15 protein-coding genes and 1 pseudogene are annotated in these 15,803 nt (G+C 69.5%); 8 read left to right on the forward strand and 8 right to left on the reverse strand.

Going from position 1 to position 15,803, the window contains the following annotated elements:
- Positions 1 to 215: 215 nt before the first annotated feature.
- Genes OHS16_RS05510 through OHS16_RS05525 form a run of 4 tightly spaced genes read left to right on the forward strand, consistent with a single transcriptional unit; the run spans position 216 to position 3,777 of the window.
- Complete coding sequence (locus OHS16_RS05510; RefSeq protein ID WP_328536034.1) at positions 216 to 1,328, forward strand: aliphatic sulfonate ABC transporter substrate-binding protein; 1,113 nt, start codon at positions 216 to 218, stop codon at positions 1,326 to 1,328.
- Positions 1,329 to 1,365: 37 nt separating this feature from the next.
- Positions 1,366 to 2,154, forward strand: coding sequence for an ABC transporter ATP-binding protein (locus tag OHS16_RS05515; RefSeq protein ID WP_328536035.1), 789 nt, complete (start codon positions 1,366 to 1,368; stop codon positions 2,152 to 2,154).
- On the forward strand, positions 2,141 to 3,019 hold the full coding sequence (locus OHS16_RS05520; RefSeq protein WP_328536036.1) for an ABC transporter permease: 879 nt from the start codon (positions 2,141 to 2,143) through the stop codon (positions 3,017 to 3,019). Before OHS16_RS05515 ends, OHS16_RS05520 begins: the two co-directional genes overlap by 14 nt.
- An 8-nt stretch (positions 3,020 to 3,027) precedes the next feature.
- Positions 3,028 to 3,777, forward strand: coding sequence for a sirohydrochlorin chelatase (locus OHS16_RS05525; protein WP_328536037.1), 750 nt, complete (start codon positions 3,028 to 3,030; stop codon positions 3,775 to 3,777).
- A 28-nt stretch (positions 3,778 to 3,805) separates the two neighbouring features.
- On the opposite strand, the gene OHS16_RS05530 is transcribed toward OHS16_RS05525, so the two are convergent.
- From OHS16_RS05530 to OHS16_RS05540, 3 genes are all read right to left on the reverse strand, one after another.
- Positions 3,806 to 4,384 (reverse strand): TIGR03086 family metal-binding protein, encoded by a 579-nt coding sequence (locus OHS16_RS05530; protein WP_328536038.1) that lies wholly within the window; start codon positions 4,382 to 4,384, stop codon positions 3,806 to 3,808.
- Between the two features lie 52 nt (positions 4,385 to 4,436).
- Positions 4,437 to 5,039 (reverse strand): mycothiol-dependent nitroreductase Rv2466c family protein, encoded by a 603-nt coding sequence (locus OHS16_RS05535; protein ID WP_328536039.1) that lies wholly within the window; start codon positions 5,037 to 5,039, stop codon positions 4,437 to 4,439.
- Positions 5,040 to 5,132: 93 nt separating this feature from the next.
- Positions 5,133 to 6,143, reverse strand: a complete 1,011-nt coding sequence (locus OHS16_RS05540; protein ID WP_328536040.1) for a ketopantoate reductase family protein — start codon at positions 6,141 to 6,143, stop codon at positions 5,133 to 5,135.
- Positions 6,144 to 6,179: 36 nt separating this feature from the next.
- On the opposite strand from OHS16_RS05540, the gene OHS16_RS05545 reads away from it, so the two are divergent.
- Together OHS16_RS05545 and OHS16_RS05550 are read left to right on the forward strand one after the other, a co-directional pair.
- On the forward strand, positions 6,180 to 7,022 hold the full coding sequence (locus OHS16_RS05545) for an aldo/keto reductase (protein WP_328536041.1): 843 nt from the start codon (positions 6,180 to 6,182) through the stop codon (positions 7,020 to 7,022).
- Positions 7,019 to 7,843 carry an ABC transporter ATP-binding protein gene (locus OHS16_RS05550; RefSeq protein WP_328536042.1) on the forward strand — a complete coding sequence of 275 codons (825 nt, stop codon included), beginning with the start codon at positions 7,019 to 7,021 and terminating at the stop codon, positions 7,841 to 7,843. Before OHS16_RS05545 ends, OHS16_RS05550 begins: the two co-directional genes overlap by 4 nt.
- A 3-nt stretch (positions 7,844 to 7,846) precedes the next feature.
- Here the strand turns inward: OHS16_RS05550 and OHS16_RS05555 are convergent, their stop codons facing one another.
- Positions 7,847 to 8,413 (reverse strand): DUF1697 domain-containing protein, encoded by a 567-nt coding sequence (locus tag OHS16_RS05555; RefSeq protein ID WP_328536043.1) that lies wholly within the window; start codon positions 8,411 to 8,413, stop codon positions 7,847 to 7,849.
- Positions 8,414 to 8,654: 241 nt separating this feature from the next.
- Here OHS16_RS05555 and OHS16_RS05560 point away from each other — a divergent pair, with 241 nt between their 5' ends.
- Complete coding sequence (locus OHS16_RS05560; protein ID WP_328536044.1) at positions 8,655 to 10,931, forward strand: MMPL family transporter; 2,277 nt, start codon at positions 8,655 to 8,657, stop codon at positions 10,929 to 10,931.
- Between the two features lie 35 nt (positions 10,932 to 10,966).
- Here OHS16_RS05560 and mgt read toward each other — a convergent pair.
- Positions 10,967 to 12,239 (reverse strand): annotated as a pseudogene (mgt, locus tag OHS16_RS05565) (macrolide-inactivating glycosyltransferase).
- An 87-nt stretch (positions 12,240 to 12,326) separates the two neighbouring features.
- On the opposite strand from mgt, the gene OHS16_RS05570 reads away from it, so the two are divergent.
- Positions 12,327 to 13,178, forward strand: coding sequence for a phosphotransferase enzyme family protein (locus tag OHS16_RS05570; RefSeq protein ID WP_328536046.1), 852 nt, complete (start codon positions 12,327 to 12,329; stop codon positions 13,176 to 13,178).
- Positions 13,179 to 13,188: 10 nt separating this feature from the next.
- Here the strand turns inward: OHS16_RS05570 and OHS16_RS05575 are convergent, their stop codons facing one another.
- The 3 genes from OHS16_RS05575 to OHS16_RS05585 form a co-directional block, all read right to left on the reverse strand.
- Positions 13,189 to 13,911 (reverse strand): 3'-5' exonuclease, encoded by a 723-nt coding sequence (locus OHS16_RS05575; RefSeq protein WP_328536047.1) that lies wholly within the window; start codon positions 13,909 to 13,911, stop codon positions 13,189 to 13,191.
- An 87-nt stretch (positions 13,912 to 13,998) separates the two neighbouring features.
- Positions 13,999 to 14,262, reverse strand: a complete 264-nt coding sequence (locus OHS16_RS05580; RefSeq protein WP_328536048.1) for a GlsB/YeaQ/YmgE family stress response membrane protein — start codon at positions 14,260 to 14,262, stop codon at positions 13,999 to 14,001.
- A gap of 91 nt (positions 14,263 to 14,353) precedes the next feature.
- Positions 14,354 to 15,586, reverse strand: a complete 1,233-nt coding sequence (locus tag OHS16_RS05585; RefSeq protein ID WP_328536049.1) for an SAV2148 family HEPN domain-containing protein — start codon at positions 15,584 to 15,586, stop codon at positions 14,354 to 14,356.
- Positions 15,587 to 15,803: the final 217 nt, after the last annotated feature.

The raw sequence follows: 15,803 nt of genomic DNA on the forward strand, positions 1-15,803 counted from the left end.
CATCTACGCCACCTTCGCGAAAGAGGGCGGCCGCGTCGGCAGCGGCGCTCTCGGCAGCGGTCAGGGCGGGGTCGCGCGATGTGCGTCATGACGTACGCGCACTGCCTGCGCGCCCGGACGCACCGACCGCCGTACCCGTACCGCCGAAGACCTGCCGACTGCCCGGACACGTCCTGAGCGACGCCTGCCCCGGGCCAACGAGAGGAAGACCTCCCGTGCCTGCCAATCCACTGCTCCGCCGCGGCATCGCCGCCGCCGCCGCACTGCCGCTGCTTGCCGTGGCGCTCACCGCCTGCGGTTACGGGTCCGACGCCGCCAAGGACGACTCGGGGAAGGCCAAGATCGCCCCCGGCGCCAAGAAGCTCTCCGCCGACAGCGTGAAGATCGGCTACTTCCCGAACCTCACCCATGCCACCGCTCTGGTCGGGGACCAGCAGGGTCTGTTCCAGAAGGAACTGGGCGGCACACAGCTGAAGACATCGACCTTCAGCGCGGGCCCGTCCGAGATCGAGGCGCTCACGTCCGGTTCGATCGACATCGGCTGGCTCGGCCCGTCGCCGGCCATCAACGGGTACACCCAGTCCCAGGGCAAGAGCCTGCGCATCATCGGCGGCTCCGCTTCGGGCGGTGTGAAGCTGGTCGTCAACCCCAAGAAGATCAAGTCGGTGAACGACCTCAAGGGCAAGAAGATCGCGACCCCGCAGCTCGGCAACACCCAGGACGTCGCGTTCCTCAACTGGATCTCCGACAAGGGCTGGAAGGTCGACGCCAACAGCGGCAAGGGCGATGTCTCCGTCGTCCGTACGGACAACAAGGTGACTCCGGACGCGTACAAGTCCGGTTCCATCGACGGGGCGTGGGTGCCCGAGCCGACCGCGTCCAAGCTGGTCGCCCAGGGCGGCAAGGTGCTGCTCGACGAGAGCTCCCTGTGGCCCGACAAGAAGTTCGTGATCACGAACATCGTGGTGTCGCAGAAGTTCCTCACGGAGCACCCGGACGTCGTCGAGGCGGTGCTTCGCGGGTCGGTGAAGACCAACGCGTGGATCAAGGCGAATCCGGACAAGGCGAAGACGGTCGCCAACAACGCTCTGAAGAAGCTCTCGGGCAAGGCGCTGCCCGCCAACGTCATCGACCCGGCGTGGAAGTCCATCCGGACGACCGACGATCCGCTGGCGGCGACCCTCAACACCGAGGCCGCCCACGCGGTCAAGGCCGGCCTGCTGGAGAAGACCGACCTCAAGGGAATCTACGACCTGCGGCCGCTGAACAAGATCCTCAAGGCCGCGGGGCAGCCCGCGGTCTCCGACGCCGGCCTCGGCGTCAAATAACCCGCATCCCCCGTTCTGTTCCCAGGAGGTGACGACCGTGGCAACCACACTCGCCAAGGCCGACGACCGCACCGCGGTGACGCATGCGGCCCGTATCGAGCATGTCTCGAAGTCCTTCGGCGGACCCGCAGGCCAGCAGCTCGTCCTGGACGACATCACCCTCGATGTCGCGCCCGGCGAGTTCGTCACACTCCTGGGGGCGTCGGGATGCGGCAAGTCGACCCTGCTCAACCTGGTGGCCGGGCTGGACCGGCCGACCACGGGGTCGATCGAGACCCCGGGCGGCCGGCCGGCTCTGATGTTCCAGGAACACGCTCTGTTCCCCTGGCTGACCGCCGGCAAGAACATCGAACTCGCGCTGCGGCTGCGGGGTCTGCCCAAGGCCGACCGCCGTGACGAGGCGGAGCGGCTGCTCGGTCTCGTACGACTCGACGGCGCCTACCCGAAGCGGGTGCACGAGCTGTCCGGCGGTATGCGGCAGCGGGTGGCGCTGGCGCGCGCGCTGGCCCAGGACAGCAGGCTGCTGCTGATGGACGAGCCCTTCGCGGCGCTCGACGCCATCACCCGCGACGTGCTGCACGACGAACTGACCCGTATCTGGAGCGAGACCGACGTCTCCGTCCTCTTCGTGACGCACAACGTCCGTGAGGCGGTGCGGCTCGCCGAGCGCGTGGTGCTGCTCTCCTCACGTCCCGGCCGGGTGGCCCACGAGTGGACGGTGGACATCCCGCATCCGCGCCGGATCGAGGACACCGCGGTGGCCGAACTCTCCGTGGAGATCACCGAACAACTGCGTGGGGAGATCCGCCGCCATGGCCAACACTGACGTCAGGAACGACGACCTGGCCGGCCTCGAAGCGGGCCTGGACGCCCTGGACACCGTGCGGATCGACCGCGTGCCGGTGCGCGAGGTGCTGGTACGCAAGGTACTGCCGCCGGTGACCGCGGTGCTGCTGGTGCTGGTCGTCTGGCAGATCCTGATCTGGGCGAACGTCACCGACGACTACAAACTGCCGTCACCCTCCCAGGTGTGGGGCGAGGTGAGCGACGCCTGGGCGCAGGGCACCCTGCTGGGCTACATCTGGACCAGCGTCTCGCGCGGTCTGCTCGGCTTCCTGCTGGCGCTGGCCATCGGTACGCCGCTCGGCCTGCTGGTGGCGCGGGTCAGATTCGTACGGGCGGCGATAGGCCCGGTTCTCTCCGGTCTGCAGTCGCTGCCGTCCGTTGCCTGGGTGCCGCCGGCCGTGATCTGGCTGGGGCTCGACGACAGGATGATGTACGCGGTGATCCTGCTGGGCGCCGTCCCCTCGATCGCCAACGGGCTGGTCTCCGGGGTCGACCAGGTCCCGCCGCTCTATCTGCGGGCCGGCCGGACCCTCGGCGCGACCGGACTCAGGGGCACCTGGCATGTGGTGCTGCCCGCCTCGCTGCCCGGCTATCTGGCAGGGCTCAAGCAGGGCTGGGCGTTCTCCTGGCGTTCGCTGATGGCGGCCGAGATCATCGCGTCGTCTCCCGATCTCGGTGTGGGTCTCGGTCAGTTGCTGGAGCAGGGCCGGGAGACCAGCAGCATGTCGATGGTCTTCCTCGCCATATTCCTGATCCTGATCGTCGGTATCGCCATCGACCTGCTCATCTTCAGCCCGCTGGAGCGGCGGGTGCTGCGCAGCCGCGGTCTCCTGGTCAGAAGCTGATCCGCGCCATGTACCACCACCGTCCGGTGCTCCTCGTCATCGCCCACGGCAGCCGCGACCCACGGCACGCGGCGACCGTTCACGCGCTCGTCCGGCGTGTGCGGTCGCTGCGGCCCGAGGTGCGGGTGGAGACGGGCTTCCTGGAGTTCAACGCCCCGTCGGTCCCGCAGGTGCTGGACCGGCTGGCGGCGGATGGCGTACGTGACGTGGTGGCCCTTCCGCTCCTGCTGAATCGCGCCTTCCATGCGAAATCGGACATCCCCGCGGTGCTGCGGAACGCGCCGCGCCAGCTGCGCATTCACCAGGCGGATGTTCTCGGCCCCTCGCCACTGCTGTTGAAGGCACTGGAGCGGCGGCTGTACGAGGCGGGGGTCGCCCCGTCCCACCGAAGCTCGACCGGGCTTGTTCTGGCCTCGGCGGGCTCCACCGACCCGGAGGCGATCGCAGTGATCGCTGAAATTGCGCGGGAGCTGCGGCACACCGGTTGGTGCGCCGTGCGGCCTGCGTTCGCCTCCGCGGCTCTTCCCCGTACCGAGGACGTGGTGCGGGACCTGCGGGCGTCGGGTGTCGCGCGCGTCGCGGTCGCGCCCTACGTGATCGCACCCGGCCGTCTTCCCGACCGCATCGAAGCGGGAGCCAGGGCGGCGGGCGCGGATGCGCTGGCCGGCGTCCTCGGCCCGTCGGCCGAACTCGCACGGGTACTGCTCACCCGGTACGACGCGTCGCGGGCAGCGCTGCCCCTCGCGATGAGCGCCTGAACCACCGGCCGCGGGCCGGCGCCGGCCATTATGGCATCCATCGCGGATCCCGCCCCGAGAGGGCCAGCGCACGCTCGAAGTCCGTTGACGGTCCGCTGAGTTCGACAGGGTCCGCGAAGCCTTCGTACTGGCGGTAGATCTCGGCGTACTCCTCGACGACACCGAGGATCAGGGTGCCCGTCGCGTCCGGGACGCGTATCTCCTGGCCGGTGGCCTTCGCCACGTCCCAGCCGTGTACGGCCATCTCCTTGGTGATCATCGCGGCGATCCCGGCGGCGGGCATCGACCCGGCGCCGAGATCGATCTCCCCCTCCCACACCGCCGGATCGGACCAGGCGCCGACCGCGCGGTCCAGTCGGGCCGCGTACCGCGCCGCCCAGTCCGGTTCCGCGGCGAAGTCCCGGTCGGTGAGTTCACCGGTGAGCGGCCGGCGCCGGGCGCGGTGCTCAAGACCGTGCGAGGTGTAGAGGACCCAGTGGTTCACCAGGGTCCTGGTGTCCCACTGCCCGCAGGGGGTCGGCCCGGAGAGCTGCCCCGACGTCACCCCGCCTGCGACACGGGCGGCTTCGGCGGCGCATTCGATCATGTGTGGATACACGTTTTTCATGCATCGCACGCTAAGGGCTGCCGCCCGGGGCGGTCTTGAAGAAATGCGACAGTCAGCCGAAGTCGAGACTGCCCGTGCGGGTGCGCTTCAGCTCGAAGAAGCCGGGATTCCCGGCGATCACCCGGAAGCTGTCGAAGAGCGTGGCCGCGTCCTCGCCGCGCGGAATGGAACGAAGGACCGGACCGAAGTAGACGGCTCCGTCGATGTGCAGCGTCGGGGTCCCGACATAGGCGCCCGCCGCCGGGTCCCTGCCCGCGTCGTGACTGCGGCGCACCGCCTCGTCGTACGCGGTGGAGTCCGCGGCGGCCGCGAGCCCCGCGGGCAGGCCGGTCTCGGCGAGCGACTCCGCGATCACCTCCGCGAAATCCTCGTTCTTCGCTTCGTGGATCCGGCTGCCCAGCGCGCCGTAGAGACCGCGCACCACGTCTTCGCCGTGCTGCTGTGCTGCCGCGGCCACCACCCGGACCGGGCCGATCGACTTGTCGACCAGCTCGCGGTACCAGTCGGGGAGTTCATTGCCCTCGTTGTGGAGGTAGAGGCTCATCACCCGGAACCGGACATCGATGTCCCGGTGTCTTTCGACCTCCAGGATCCAGCGCGAGGTGATCCAGGCGAAGGGGCAGGCGGGGTCGAAGTAGAAGTCGATGGTTGTCATACGGCGAGGCTAGTGAACAAGTGGCACTGCCCTCTGGTCCATTGGGCGACCGATCCGGTGGGCCATTCCCGGCGCGCCGGCCGGCGGGTGCCGTCACTGCGCCGCGTTCGCGTCCACCAGCGCGACCAGTTCGCCGACCGGCATCGAACCAGCGCCCCTCCGCTCTCTTGCGAAGGTGTCGGCCACCCTCTGCAGCGTGGCGTTCACCGGCGTCGGTACCCCGTGCAACCGCCCCAGGAGCACCATCTCGCCGTTGAGGTAGTCGGCCTCGATCGTGCCGGTACCTCTGCTCAGGCTTTGCCAGGAGGAACCGCCGCGACGCGGGTGCCCCTCGAGGGGCTGAGTGTCGGCCTTGTGCCCCCGTGCGTCCTGCTGCTCCCTGTCGCCGGCGGTCTCGATACCGGCTGCGGCGAGGACCGCCCGGCCCTCCGCGACCACCCTGGCGACCAGTTCCGCGTGCTCCGCACTGCCGGCGGATCCGCAGACGGCCTGGATGGAGTTGCCGAGGTTGGACAGGAGCTTGGCGTACTTCCAGCGCATCACGTCCGCTACGACCGGCGCTTCGAAGGGCGCCTTCTCCAGATCCCGGGAGATGCGGTGGGCCGTTTCGTCCGTGCCCGAGGGGAAGAGGCCGATGTGCAGTATCCCGGTGAGCGGTGCGCAGTCGGCCGCGACCACGCCCGGTTCCAGGAAGAGCGCGGGCAGCCAGACGCACATGCCGTACACCCGGCGGAAGCGCCGCAGCGCGAGCCGTTCGCCCTCGACACCGTTCTGCGCGCAGACGAGCGGAAGCACCTCGCCTGCCGTCGCGCCGGTTCCGGCCACCGGTCGCGGCGCCCAGGCGTCGAGTGCGGCGACGCTGTCCTGCGTCTTCACGGCGAGGACGAGGACGTCATCGGCGCGCAGGTCAACGGCCCCCGGCCGGTCGGCCACCGGCAGATGATGCGTACGGGCCCCCTGCGGGGTCACCAGCCGAAGTCCGCCCTCCCGCAGCGCCCGGTAGTGCGCACCGCGGGCCACCAGGACCACATCGTTGCCGCTCTCCGCCAGTCGGCCGCCGATGGCACCGCCTACCGCACCCGCCCCGATGATGATGTAGCGCATACGGATGACCTTTACACATTCCGATAGCGTCCGGCCATGATCAACGACACGTTTCTGCTCGGCGGCTCACTCCCGGTGCGGCGTATCGGATTCGGTACCGCGCAGCTGACCGGCGCCGGGTACTGGGGGCCGCGCGGTGAGCGGGGCGAGGCCGTGGGTGTACTGCGGCGGGCCGTGGAGCGTGGTGTCACGCTCATCGACACCGCCGACAACTACGGGCCCGATATCGCGGAGGAACTGATTGCCGATGCTCTCCACCCCTACCCGGCCGATCTGGTGATCGCGACCAAGGGCGGAGTCGTACGTACCGGGGCGGATGCCTGGCACATCGCGGGCCGCCCCGAGCAGTTGCGGGCGATGTGCGAAGCGAGTCTGCGCCGGCTGCGGGTGGACACCATCGACCTGTACCAGCTGCACCGGCTCGACCCGCGGGTGCCGATGGACGAGCAGCTGGGCGCCCTCGATGCGCTGAGGCGGGAGGGTAAGATCCGGTACATCGGCCTGGACACCATCACCGCCGAACAGCTGGAGCGGGCACTCTCCCTGACCGGGATCGCCTCCGTGCAGAACCGCTTCAACCTCATCGACCGTCTCTCGGACGACGTACTGACGCTGTGCGAAGAACACGGTCTCGCCTTTCTGCCCTGGTTTCCGCTGGCCAACGGCGCCCTGGCGGCAGAGTCCTGGTCGCCGCTCACCGCCGTGGCCGACCGGCACGGCGCCACCGGAGGGCAACTGGCGCTGGCCTGGCTGCTGCATCGCTCCCCCGTTCTGGTGCCGGCACCGGGCACCGGCTCGGCCGGACATCTCGAGGAGAACCTGGACGCGGTGCGGCTCAGGCTGTCGGACGACGACATGAAGGAGCTGAACGACCTGTGAGCGATGTGGTGATCCGGGCGAAGGACGTCGATCTCGTGAGGGACGGCAGACTGCTGCTCGCATCCGTGTCGATGACCGTGCACAGCGGAGAGCACTGGGCACTGCTGGGCTCGAACGGCGCGGGCAAGTCCACGCTGCTCGGCCTGCTCGGGGCGGTGGGCCATCCGACCCGGGGAACGGTGGAGATCCTCGGGGACACGCTCGGCCGGGTCGATCTGCGTCAACTCCGTGCCCGGCTCGGGCACGTCAACCCCCGCCATCCGCTGCATTCGCCGTTGCGGGCGCGTGATGTCGTACTGACCGGGCTGACCAACTCCATCGAGCTGGTGCCGCGCCGGTCCCCCACGGCGGAACAGACCGCACGGGCCGAGCGGCTGCTCGCGATGCTGGGCATGCACGGGGACAAGGTCGCATCCCGGTGGCCGACGCTCTCGCAGGGCGAGCGCGGCCGTACCCTCATCGCCCGTGCGCTGATGCCCAGCCCTCGGCTCCTGCTGCTGGACGAGCCGGCCACCGGCCTGGATCTGGCGGCCCGCGAACAGCTGCTGAGCAGCCTGGACACGCTGCGGGGTGAGCATCCGGAACTGGCGACGGTCCTGGTCACCCACCATCTGGAGGAGCTACCCGCTTCGACGACGCATGCGATGCTGCTGCGCGACGGACAGTGTCTTGATTCCGGGCCCGCCGACGAGGTGCTCACCACAGACCGTGTCAGCTCGTGCTTCGACCATCCGGTGCGGATCACCCGGACGGAAGGGCGCTGGTCGGCCCGAGCCCACCGGGCACCCTCCGTGCTGGCCCAGCCGGGAGCGCGGTGGTGACGCTCAGCCGGTGGCCGGATCCGCGGCGCCGGTCATCTCCACGAGTTTGACGACCGTGTTCCAGTTGCGCGAGGTGCCGATGATGCCCTTGTTGAGCGCGGGCCTGGCCAGCTCCTCCGCGAGCCTGGACCGGCCGAGACCATCCGGAGCGTACAGGTAGAGCGCCCGGTCCCCGAGGCGGAACTCCTCGGGGAGACGGGCCTCCGGGTCGATGGCGGCGAAGCGTTCGGGGTCGACCCGGCCCGAGTAGTAGGTGACATGCAGTTGCTTCGCCTCCAGTTCGGCTGTGGGGAAGGGACATGCGTCGGCCACGGCCCGCAGATACGGCCCGCCGCGCACCAGGCACGGGACCCCGAAGCCGAAGTGGCTCTCGATCGCCTCCTCGATGCCCGACGCCAGCCCCTCCTCGTCGGTCTCCGTGCTGCTGAAGACGGCATTGCCGCTGTTGAGGTACGTGCGGACGTCGCCGTGGCCCAGCCCGGTGAGGAGTTCTCTGAGCTCTGCCATCGGCACCTTCCTTCGGCCGCCGACGTTGATACCGCGCAGGAGGACCGCGTACGTGATCGTCATGGAAGGAACATAACCGGCCGCCGTGCGCCGGGAAGCCCCATGAGGAGGCACGGCGGAGTGCGTGACTTTACGTGTAAGGGGCTGCCTTCCCTCTTCCCGGGGATACACCCACTCCGCTGGTAGGACAGAACCTCCCGCCGGTTCACCGGGCAGCACGACGAGAGGCGTTTAGCGGGGCCATACCTTCGAGTTGGAGATGGCGGCAGGATGCCGCCACCGCACATGAGGGAGCAGGCCCGTCATGGGGAATGGGGATACAAGGGTTCGGGGGATCGCCGCCCGGGCGGGCGGGTGGAGTGCCCGGCACCGGTGGGCGGCCGTGGGTATCTGGGTACTTTTCGTTGTTCTCTCGATGGGCCTCGGCTCTGCCGCGGGCCGGGTGGACGTCAAGGAGAGCGACCAGATGTCCGGCGAGGTGAGTCAGGCCGCGCGCATCATCGATGACGCGGGACTGAAGGAGCCGGCCGGTGAGACGGTGCTCATCCAGGACTCCGGCGGGACACTGAAGTCCACCGACCCGGAGTTCCGGCAGACGGTTGCCGCCGTGATCAAGGCGGTCCAGGAGACCGGCAGGGTCCAGTCCGTCACCTCACCGTACGACACCAGGACCATCTCCAGGGACGGGCGTTCGGCTCTCGTGCAGTTCAAGGTGCGCGGCGAGTCCGACACCGCGCCGGACCGGATCGCTCCGGTCATCGAGGCCGTCGAACAGGTCCAGCACGGCCATCGGCAGCTGCGGATCGAGGAGATCGGCAGCGCGAGCATGGGCAAGACCTTCAGCGACGCGTTCGGCGACGACTTCCAGAAGGCGGAGTACTCCGCGGTGCCGGTCGCCTTCGGCATTCTGCTGATCGCCTTCGGCGCACTGGTCGCTGCCCTGCTTCCGGTCGCGCTGGCCATCACGGCGATCATCGCGACGATGGGGCTGATGGCCGTGATCAGCCATGTGCAGCCGATGAGCGACACGGCGAACTCTGTGATGCTGCTGGTGGGTCTGGCCGTGGGCGTCGACTACTGCCTCTTCTATCTGCGCCGTGAGCGCGAGGAGCGGGCCGCCGGACGGGACGCGGCGACCGCGATGCGGATCGCGGCCGCGACATCGGGACGCGCCATCGTCGTCTCAGGAGTGACGGTCTGTGTGGCGATGGCCGGGATGCTCCTCACCGGTATCGCCGAGTTCAAGGCGATGGGCCTCGCGTCGCTGATGGTCGTCGCAGTGGCGATGGTGGGCTCGGTGACCGTGCTGCCCGCGCTGCTCTCCCTGTTGGGCGACCGCGTCGAGAAGGGCCGGGTGCCCTTCCTCAGCCGCCTCAAGCGCGGCAGGACCAACGCGTCGGGTGAGAGCCGTATCTGGCGCGCCGTCCTCGGCGGTGTGCTGCGGCGGCCGAAGACCGCCATCGCGATCGCGGCGGGAGCACTTGCCGCCATCGCGCTGCCCGCCGTCGGCATGCACACCCAGAACCTCACACTGGACCAGGAGTTCGGCGACAAACTGCCCATCGTGCGTACCTACGAGAGGGTCAACGCGGCCTTCCCCGGCGGCGCGGACCCGGCGCAGGTCGTCGTCAGGGCCGACGACATCAACGCCGCTCCGGTGCGCGCGGCGATCGCCGGCTTCCGTGCGCAGGCGGTCAGTTCGGGCGCGTCGCAGGGCCCGGTGGATGTCGTCCTGCACCGCAACCAGAACGTCGCCGTGATCGACGTACCGCTGGTGGGCGGTTCGGACCAGAAGAAGGCGGAGAAAAGCCTGCAGTTGCTGCGGGACACGGTCCGTCCCGCCACCTTCGGCAAGGTCGACGGTGTACAGGCACCGGTCACCGGCAATGTCGCGGGGTCGAAGGACTTCAACGACCAGATCGTCGGCGCGGTGGTCCCGGTCTTCATCTTCGTGGTGGCGTTCGCCTTCATTCTGATGCTGCTCTGCTTCAGGTCACTGACCGTCGCCGTCACCTCGATCCTGCTCAACCTGCTGTCGGTCGGCGCGGCCTACGGCATCCTGACGGCTGTCTTCCAGCACGGGTGGGGCGCTTCGCTGGTCGGGGCGGAGGGTGTCGGCGCGATCATCTCCTGGCTGCCGCTGTTCCTGTTCGTCATCCTCTTCGGGCTCTCTATGGACTACCACGTGTTCGTGGTGTCGAGGATCCGTGAGGCCAGGCTGCAGGGCAGGAACACCAGGGACGCGATTCGCCACGGTGTGGTCACCACAGCGGGTGTGGTGACCAGCGCGGCCATCATCATGGTGGCGGTGTTCGCGATCTTCGGGACGCTGTCGATGCAGTCGATGAAGCAGATGGGTGTCGGCCTCGCCGCCGCCGTGCTGATCGATGCGACGATCATCCGCGGCGTGCTTCTCCCGGCCATCATGGCGCTGCTGGACGAGCGCAACTGGTATCTGCCGAAGTGGCTGCGGTGGCTGCCCGACCTGACGCACGACGAGTCGGCCTACGCCCGGCCGGCGGCTGCCGTCGCCCCGGGGGTCCGGGATGACGACGACCAGCCGGATCGGGTCCGCGTCTGACGGTTGCGCGCCGTGCCGGCCGTCGTGCGGCCGGCTCAGGACGGCATGCTCCACCGGGCGGGCAGTTCGGCCTCGATGAGGTCGGCTGCCCGCTCCGTGCCGCCTTCCGCCGCCATCTCGGCTCGGACCTCCGCCAGCCTGCGCGCGACGTCCGGGTCACCGGCCACCGCCAGTACGGCCTCGCGCAGATTCCCGGCGGTGGCCTCCGCCATCGGTACCTGCCGGGCGACACCCAGCGACTGGAGCATGGCGGCGTTGGCGAACTGGTCCACGGCCTGGGGAACAGCGACCATCGGGGTGGCGGTGGCCAGACCCTCCTGGCTGCCGCCCGCGCCCGCATGGGTGATGAAGGCGTCGGCCTGCTTGAGGATCGCCAGCTGTGGCGCCCAGTTCATCACCTCGACATTGTCGGGGATGCGGCCGATGCCGGACGCGTCGACGTGCCTGCCGATCTGCAGCACCATGTGCCAGCCCGGCAGGTTCCCGAAGGCCTGGACGCACTCGCGGTAGAACCGGGGCTGTTGGGTGAAGACGGACCCCAGCGACACCAGCAGCACCTTCCCGGCCCCGTCCGGCCGTTGCCAGCCGCCCTGCTCCGCCCGCTCCCCCAGGCAGGCACCGACGAAGGTGTGGACGTTCTCGTCGACGCGGTCCGCGCTGGGCTGCAGAGCCCGGGGAATGAGGACGACGCTGCGGCGGGGACGGCCGACGAACGGGTCCGGGTGTTCGGTGATGCCGTTGGCCTCGAGCCAGTCATGGAACCGCGCGTAGTACGCCCGGCCCCGCTCGGTGGCCATCAGCCCGGCCGTCATCGGCTCGGCGACCTCTTCCTCGTATCCCTGCCAGGCCACCAGGTTCGGTGAGAGCGAGATGACCGGCAGGTCCCAGCGGCGCGACAGCACGATCGCCGGATAGGAGGTGATGTCATGGATGATCAGATCGGGCACTCCGGCTCCGCCCGGGCCCTCGTACGCCTCGATGAGCTGCGGCAGCACCTGGATCGCGTCGCGGAGGAACGGCTCGATGTTGTCGATCACCTCAGTACCCCAGGCCTCCGGCTCCTCGTCGGTGGGCAGTGTCGAGGTATAAACGACCGGCTCGGCGCCAGTGGCCGCGACCTTCTCGGCGAAGGCGGCGGGAATCGCGTAGGTAACGCGATGGCCCCGCGCGACGAGTTCCCTGACCACTTCGATACTCGGGTTCACATGCCCTGCGGCCGCGATGGAGAACATGGCGATATGAGCACGTTTCGGTGACGTCATACGTCGAACCGTAGACGAGACGAGACGTCTCGTGCAACCACTGCACGGGACCGGTGCCGGTGACACCTGCGCGCTTGGTCCAGCGCACACGGATGCGAAACTTGGCGGGTTCCATCAACAGCGGGAGACGAACATGGACGAGTCAACGGCCCGGGACGTACTGGCTGCCGCGGGTCTGGCCCGGGAAGCGGCGCTACTGTCGCTGGGCGAGAACGCGGTCTTCGCGGCCGACGGTCTCGTCGTCAAGATCGGCCGGGACGCGGAACTCCTGGAACGCGCCGAACGCGAACTGGCCGTCGCGCTCTGGCTGGCGCAGACCGAGGTCCCCGCGGTCCGCGCCGCGGACCCGAGGCCCCGCATGATCGACGGCCACCCGGTCACCCTCTGGCACCGGCTTCCCGATGCCCTGCGCCCCGCGGAGCCGGCCGACCTCGCCGCGCTGCTCCGCGCCGTTCACGCGCTGCCCGGCCCGGACACTCCACTGCCCGGGCGCCGGTTGCTCGACGGCGTCGAGCGCTGGCTGCGGCTGGCAGGGGATGCGATCGACCCGGCCGACGCGGCATTCCTGCGCGAACGCCGGGACGGATTCGCCACTGCGGCCGCCGCGCTGACACCGCATCTGCCACCCGGTCCGATCCATGGCGACGCGCTGCCCCGCAACGTCCACATCGGACCGAGCGGGCCGGTCCTGGTCGACCTCGAGACCTTCTCGTCGGACCTCCGCGAACACGATCTGGTCGTGATGGCACTCTCCCGGGACCGCTACGGGCTTCCCGCGCAGGCCTACGACGAGTTCACCCGCGCCTACGGCTGGGACGTACGGGAGTGGGAGGGGTGCACCGTACTGCGCGGCGCCCGGGAGACGGCCAGCTGCGCCTGGGTGGCCCAGCACGCCCCGAGCAACCCCGGGGCACTCGCCGAATTCCGCCGCAGGGTGGCCTCGCTGCGTGAGGGCGACCCCGAAGTGCGGTGGTATCCCTTCTGAGGGAGAACTCCTAACGGACTGCCGAAGCCGCCCCGCGCAGAGGCCAGTCCGTGTCAACAGCGGCGTCCGCGTTTCCCTTGCTCCGCAGGAACTCCTGAAAGCCGGTCGCCCAGTCCGCGTACCACTCGACCTGGTTCAGGTGCAGCTCAGCGAGGTCCAGGGCAGCGACCTGCGGATGCCGCTCGGCTATGGCGATCGCCACCCGCACCGCCGCCAGCGCGTCGGCCGTCGCCTGGTGGGCGCCGTCAAGCACCACGCCGTATTCGGCGCACGCCGCCTCCAGGGTCCGCTTGCCCTTGCGGTAGCGGTCGACGCCCCGGTCGATGGTGAGGGGGTCGATGACCGGCCCGACCGGAGCACCGCCCAGCCGGTCGCTGAGCGAGGCCAGGCCGTAACGGCGCAGCTCCGCGGTCAGCAGGCTCAGATCAAATGCCGCGTTGTACGCGACGACGGGCACGCCCTGCGTCCAGTACCCGGTCAGCGTTTCTGCGATCTCGTCGGCCACGTCGCGCACCGGCCTGCCGTGCGCCACCGCCCGCTCACTGCTGATGCCGTGAATCGCAGAGGCCTGTGCGGGGATGAGGATCCCCGGATTCGCCAGCCATTCCCGCTGCCGTGACGGATTGCCGTCCCTGCCTCCGACGACCGCGGCCGTCACGATCCGCGCCTCCAGCGGATCCGTGCCCGTCGTCTCCAGGTCGAAGCCGACCAGCGGTCCCCGATGCCAGCTCATGCGGCCCTCCTCAGTGGTGCGTCCCCCAGGTGCTGAACACCCTCGCACGCGCCACTGACATCGAAGGGCCGCCCCCGGCCCGGACCGTCAGCGACGGCTGCTCGAGCGGTCGAGCGCGGCGATACCCACAGCCGCGAGCCCGATCTGGATGAGCCACTCGATCCAGTCCACGCCCTTGGTGTCGTCGACACCGACGGCATGGGCGATGAACGCTCCGATGAACGCGGCCACGATACCGACCACGATCGTCCAGAGGATCCCGATGTGCTGACGGCCGGGGACGACCAGCCGCCCCAGCACGCCGATGACGATGCCGATCACGATCGCACTGATGATGCCTGAGATCTCCATGACCCCGCCCTTGTTCCGTTATCCGTCCGACACTGATGCTCGTGCCTGTACCCCCGAGCGGGGCGCGCACGCACGGTCGGGCGGGCCCGGCTCAGGAGACCGGGCGGGAGTCCGTCCACACGGACTCGAATTCATCCCGGTAGGTCTCGAAGAGACCGTGTTCCGTGTCCTGTCCGTGCCGGACCACCGACCGGCCGCCGCCCCGCAGTACCAGCACCGGGGCCTCCATGCCGCGGGCCCTGCGCAGATACGACTGGACCACGGCGAGCCCGTCGGCGCCGTCACCGTCGACCAGACACGCCATGAAGCGCGGGGTCTCGTCGAAGACATGGATCTCGAAGGCGCCCGGGTCCCGCAGCCGGGAGCGCACCCGCCGCATGTGCAGGATGTTCATCTCCACCGAACGGCTCAGCTCTCCCTTCTTCAGACCGAGTTCCCGTTCGCGCCGCTTGACGGCGCTGCTCGCCGGGTTCAGGAAGAGCAGCCGGACGCGGCAGCCCGACTCCGCCAGCCGTACCAGACGCCGGCCGGAGAAGTTCTGCACGAGGAGGTTCAGGCCTATGCCTATGGCGTCGAGCCTGCGCGCGCCGCCGAAAAGGTCCTCGGCCGGGATCTGGCGCTGCAGCCGGACCCGGTCCGGGTGAACGCTGACGACATCCGCGTAGCGGTCCCCCACCAGATCCTCGACGGCGTCCACCGGGAGGCGGTCGGCGGACGGCGCGCCCGATCCGGCACCCAGGATGTTCAGCAGCCGGGACGACGCACGTTCGGCCTGGGACAGAACCGCTTCGGACAGCGCACGGTTGCGGGAGACCACGTTGCGGGTGACCTCCAGCTCGTCCAGGGCCAGTTCCACATCGCGCCGGTCGTCGTAGTACGGCTCGAAGCACGGCCAGTGCTGCACCATGAGCTCGCGCAGCTGCGGCAGCGTCAGAAAGCTGAGCACATTGTCGTCGGCGGGGTCGAGCAGATACCCCTTGCGGCGGGAGACCTCCCGTACCGCCACGGCGCGCTGCACCCACTCCTGACCGGCCGGTCCCGCGGCCGCGACCACCCACTCGTCACCGTGCACCGGCTCGTAGATCGGGCGCAGCACAGCGGCCACCACCGCACGGAGCCGCTGCTCCACGAGGTTCAGCCAGATGTATGCCCGGCCGGCCCGCTGGGCGCGCGTACGCACCTCGTTCCAGGCGTCCGCGCCCCAGTCCAGCTCCGCCCCGATCTCCACGGGCCGGGCGAGTGACACCGCGCCGGGCGGGACATCTGTGGAGCCCCCTTCGTGACCTGGGTCACCTGGGGGTAGCTCCAGCCCTCCCGAGCCCACCCGCGTACCACCTTTCGGTCCCCCATCAACGATCAAGGAAGGGTACTCCGAGCGTGGGAGGCGGTGCAGCCGGATGCCCAGGCTGCTTTCTCAACTCCCCTATTCGTGACGACTGTTCTCTGGCAGCCGCTTCGCGGCGAGTGAGCCGATTCATAGTGGTTCGCGGCCGGGACGCGCTGACAGGCCTGAGCGGGCGCCGAATGTGGAAGAGTCTTCT

It is taken from the genome of Streptomyces sp. NBC_00344 (assembly GCF_036088315.1).
Taxonomy (GTDB): domain Bacteria; phylum Actinomycetota; class Actinomycetes; order Streptomycetales; family Streptomycetaceae; genus Streptomyces.

Bases quoted from the DNA above. Each gene is read 5' to 3' on its own strand.
- OHS16_RS05520 (WP_328536036.1), top strand. From the start codon at position 2,141: ATGGCCAACACTGACGTCAGGAACGACGACCTGGCCGGCCTCGAAGCG.
- OHS16_RS05525 (WP_328536037.1), top strand. From the start codon at position 3,028: ATGTACCACCACCGTCCGGTGCTCCTCGTCATCGCCCACGGCAGCCGC.
- OHS16_RS05530 (WP_328536038.1), bottom strand. From the start codon at position 4,384: ATGAAAAACGTGTATCCACACATGATCGAATGCGCCGCCGAAGCCGCC.
- OHS16_RS05535 (WP_328536039.1), bottom strand. From the start codon at position 5,039: ATGACAACCATCGACTTCTACTTCGACCCCGCCTGCCCCTTCGCCTGG.
- OHS16_RS05540 (WP_328536040.1), bottom strand. From the start codon at position 6,143: ATGCGCTACATCATCATCGGGGCGGGTGCGGTAGGCGGTGCCATCGGC.
- OHS16_RS05545 (WP_328536041.1), top strand. From the start codon at position 6,180: ATGATCAACGACACGTTTCTGCTCGGCGGCTCACTCCCGGTGCGGCGT.
- OHS16_RS05555 (WP_328536043.1), bottom strand. From the start codon at position 8,413: ATGACGATCACGTACGCGGTCCTCCTGCGCGGTATCAACGTCGGCGGC.
- OHS16_RS05560 (WP_328536044.1), top strand. From the start codon at position 8,655: ATGGGGAATGGGGATACAAGGGTTCGGGGGATCGCCGCCCGGGCGGGC.
- OHS16_RS05570 (WP_328536046.1), top strand. From the start codon at position 12,327: ATGGACGAGTCAACGGCCCGGGACGTACTGGCTGCCGCGGGTCTGGCC.
- OHS16_RS05575 (WP_328536047.1), bottom strand. From the start codon at position 13,911: ATGAGCTGGCATCGGGGACCGCTGGTCGGCTTCGACCTGGAGACGACG.
- OHS16_RS05580 (WP_328536048.1), bottom strand. From the start codon at position 14,262: ATGGAGATCTCAGGCATCATCAGTGCGATCGTGATCGGCATCGTCATC.